Source organism: Cupriavidus pauculus, from assembly GCF_008801835.1.
GTDB classification, from domain to species: domain Bacteria; phylum Pseudomonadota; class Gammaproteobacteria; order Burkholderiales; family Burkholderiaceae; genus Cupriavidus; species Cupriavidus pauculus.
This window is the reverse complement of the sequence record NZ_VZOW01000077.1, coordinates 1-3410: the sequence shown is the minus strand read 5'-3', so window position 1 is coordinate 3410 and position 3410 is coordinate 1. Positions and strand designations below refer to the sequence as shown.

The 3410-nt window shown below is 62.0% G+C and carries 4 protein-coding genes; all 4 read right to left on the bottom strand.

Going from position 1 to position 3410, the window contains the following annotated elements; genetic code table 11:
- A partial coding sequence (locus tag F7R19_RS29355) for a glycosyltransferase family 2 protein (protein ID WP_150982953.1) occupies positions 1–374 on the bottom strand: 374 nt, incomplete at its 3' end.
- A complete protein-coding gene (locus tag F7R19_RS29350) occupies positions 371–754 on the bottom strand; it encodes a GtrA family protein (RefSeq protein WP_008642726.1) in 384 nt (127 codons plus the stop codon). The genes F7R19_RS29350 and F7R19_RS29355, both read right to left, overlap by 4 nt.
- Positions 751–2376 (bottom strand): glycosyltransferase family 39 protein, encoded by a 1626-nt coding sequence (locus F7R19_RS29345; RefSeq protein WP_029307116.1) that lies wholly within the window; start codon positions 2374–2376, stop codon positions 751–753. Before F7R19_RS29345 ends, F7R19_RS29350 begins: the two co-directional genes overlap by 4 nt.
- Positions 2373–3131: a class I SAM-dependent methyltransferase gene (locus tag F7R19_RS29340; protein WP_223506125.1), complete on the bottom strand. Its 759-nt coding sequence runs from the start codon at positions 3129–3131 to the stop codon at positions 2373–2375. Before F7R19_RS29340 ends, F7R19_RS29345 begins: the two co-directional genes overlap by 4 nt.
- Positions 3132–3410: the final 279 nt, after the last annotated feature.

The window sequence follows — 3410 nt, the reverse complement described above, 5'->3', positions numbered from 1 at the left end:
TAGACGACATCGAAACCTTGCTCCCACTTGTTAATCAGGGTGGGGATCAGTTCCGGCGGATCCTGCAGATCGGCGTCGATGACGACGACGGCGTCGCCGCACGCGACATCCAATCCCGCGGTCAATGCGGCTTCCTTGCCGAAATTCCGGCTCAATTCGATGATGCCGACTTTCTCATCGGCGCCCCGTATTGTCCTGAGCACATCGAGGGTCCGATCCCGGCTTCCATCGTCCACGTAGATAACTTCCGACGTATAGGGAAGGGTTCCCAGGACGGCGCCGAGACGCGCATGGAACAGGGGCAAGACCTGCTCCTCATTGAAAATGGGAACGACCACCGATACTGTTCCCTGCAACCGCTTATCCGAACTCATCGTGACTCCCTGTTCAGGAACGTCCAGTTGGCATGCAATGTGTAGTTGATGAGCATGAGGAGAAACGTGGACAGAACCTGTGCGAGCAGGTAGTGAAGCCCCGCCCGCAGTCCGATCCACATGAACGCAGCGTTGAGCCCGAAGGCGAGCACCGAAACTGCCAGGAATCTCGCAAAGCGCGATGAAGCATCCGACGTGCGCGCGAACACCCACCGACTGCTCAGGAAATAATTCGTCAGGAGCCCCACCACGCTGCCGACAATCGAACCCAACAATGGGATGCCCCCCTGCGCAACAATCAGGATCAGCATGAGGTAATGCGCGGCGGTCGCGGTCGCGCCGGTGACCAGATAGCGGAGGAATCTGGGCGACATTGTCATCGCTTCTCCACGAGCACCGTCGTGCCCCGGCGCGCCACCACCAGGCTCTCTGGCCCCAGGTCGGGGGACAGTTGCGCAAAAGTTGCCTCGCGCATGACGGCGAGCTTGTGTCCGCGCTCGCGCCAGCGCAGCAGGAAGGTCGCGTAGCTATCGATCCACCGCTGGGGATCGACAGAAAAGCCAAGATCCAGTTCGTCCCTGGCAACCACCACCTGGGGAAGCATTTCGGAGTAGAACGCCAAGCCCCGGTCGATCTGCCCGACGTTGAACAGGGCGGTATCGGCGCGGCGCGATGCCTTGACGGTTAGGCCGATCGGCTTGATCGACAGGGATTCGAAGGCCATGGATGCCACGAGCCCAAGCTGAAGGCTGCCAATCGATGCCAGTGCTGCCACTGCGACGGCAATGCCACGTCGGCCTGACAGGGCAAGGGCACAGGCACCCAGCCCGCCAACCACCAGGGCGCCGATGGTGAGCGTGCTCCAGAACGAGAAATGACCAAGATCCGAGATCCCGCGCTTGAGCACCTTGTCCGATAGCTCGGGGATCCATTGCAACCCCGCGATCAGGATGCCGAGTATGACCATCAGCGAGCATCCGACCACTACCCATCTCGTGCGCACGCGCAGGATGGCGTCACCAACGAGCACGGCGAGCGGCGGAAAGGCCGGCAGGAGATACAGGGGCAGCTTCGATCGCGAGACGGAAAAGAAGACGAGCACAATCAACGTCCACACCAGCAGGAACAACCGCGGGTCAAATGTCCCCGAGCGCCTCGCAGGCCGGCAGCGCTGCCAGACTGTGGCGGGGATGACGCCAGCCCACGGCAGCATTCCCGCGACCAGCACCGCGGCGAAGAACCAGGCAGGCTTGTTGCGGGCATGAACGGAGGAAGTGAAGCGCGCCAGGTGTTCGTGGACGAAGAAGTAGTTAAGAAATTCCGGATTGCGAACCGACACTGCGACGATCCACGGCAGCGCGAGGACGCACGCGAACAACCCCCATATCCAGAAGGCGCGACTTCTGAACAGTCCGAACTGTCTGGTGAGCACGGCGTAGACCACCATGGTCGCGGCGGGCAGCACGATCGCAATCAATCCCTTGGCAAGGAAGGCCAGCCCCACCAGACCCCAGACGATCGGATAGAGGCGCCTATCGGCATTCCTGACCGCTACCGCATAGACCAGGACGGCGTTGCCCAGCAGTGCGCCGACGCCGATATCTGTCGTGGTCAGGTTCGAGCCCAGTATCCATAGCGGCGAGCCGGCCAGCACCAGGGCAGAGGCGAGCCCCACTCGCCGCCCGAAGAGTGCCGTCGCAGACCAACCGGCGACCAGGATGGCACTGGCTCCGATCAACGAACTCCAGAGTCTGGCGCTCCATTCACTGACGCCAAACACCGCAAACGCCGCCGCGGTCGCCCAATACTGAAGTGGCGGCTTGTCAAAGAACTTGACGCCGTTCAGCCGAGGGGTCGTCCAGTCGCCCGAGACGAACATCTCCCGGGCAACTTCGGCGTAGCGCCCCTCATCCGGTTCGTAGAGCGGCCGGATCGAGAGGGTCGCGGTCCACAGCAAGATGGCAACGACAATGAGCGAAAACCAGAGAACGCGAGACTTCACGAAGGCTTCCTCGCGGCGACAAGTAGGGAACCGCCTAACGGAAACCTCAGACCGGCAAGAATCAACTGCCGCTCGGCGGCACAGATGCCGCCAAAGATGCGGTTGAGCGTCGCGCCAATTCGGAATCCGTCGTCCACCGCGTCTTTGGGCGGCTTGAGCCGTTGCTGCAATCTCGAGAGCGCCATCGCCGGCAGAAGCAGCGACATGAACGAGGTGGCGTAGACGGGCTGGAATCCGGCGGCCCGCACCTTGCCAAGCAACTCACTGCGCGTGTAGCGGCGCTTGTGCTTGGCCGCATCGTCAAGATGGCTCCACAGGCTGGGATGCTGCGGTACGGTGAGGATGAGGCCACCGCCGGCGCGACAAGCCCGGTACATCTCTGCCAGGACACGCTCATCGTCGTCGACGTGCTCGATCACATCGAACGCCCCGATCACATCAAAGGCGGCGGTAAAGGGCAGCGCGCGGGCGTCCATCTGGATGAACTGGGCGTTGGACTTGTTGCGTGCCGAGGCCAGCGCCTGCAGCGACGCTTCCCCACCGCAGATGCGCGCATGCGGAAAGCGCTGCTCGATGGCCTTGAGGTTCTCGGCGGTCCCGCAACCGATGTCCATGAAGGACCTGAGTGTCGGGAAATGGCTCTGCAGGACGTCGAGAATGAGCCGCCGCCGATGAACGAACCAGAAGTGCGTGGCCTCGAGCTTTTCGTACTCCTCGAAGAGGGGTTCGTGATAGCCGTCATGGTCGGCCAGCATGGCCGGCGCCATGCAGACCAACCCGTCCTGACTCATCGGTTGCCAGCCGCACGCAGCGCAACTCCAGATTTCGTGCTTGATAGGGGCTCTGCACTGAATGCATGCGCGCATGGTCGTCTCCCTTTTGAGGTACCTGCTACGCGTTGGTTTGCCGACGCGCGGGCGAGGTTGTTCCACGGCAACGCGTCAACGCGATGACGTGGCAAGTGAATTGAGATTCCTAAGCAACTAGGCAGTAAGGCGTCGCAATCCAATGGGGGGCGGGACTGCGATCGGGGT

What these genes read in the sequence shown, in the direction of transcription:
- F7R19_RS29350 (WP_008642726.1), bottom strand. Translation starts at nt 754, where the DNA reads ATGACAATGTCGCCCAGATTCCTCCGCTATCTGGTCACCGGCGCGACC.
- F7R19_RS29340 (WP_223506125.1), bottom strand. Translation starts at nt 3,131, where the DNA reads ATGCTGGCCGACCATGACGGCTATCACGAACCCCTCTTCGAGGAGTAC.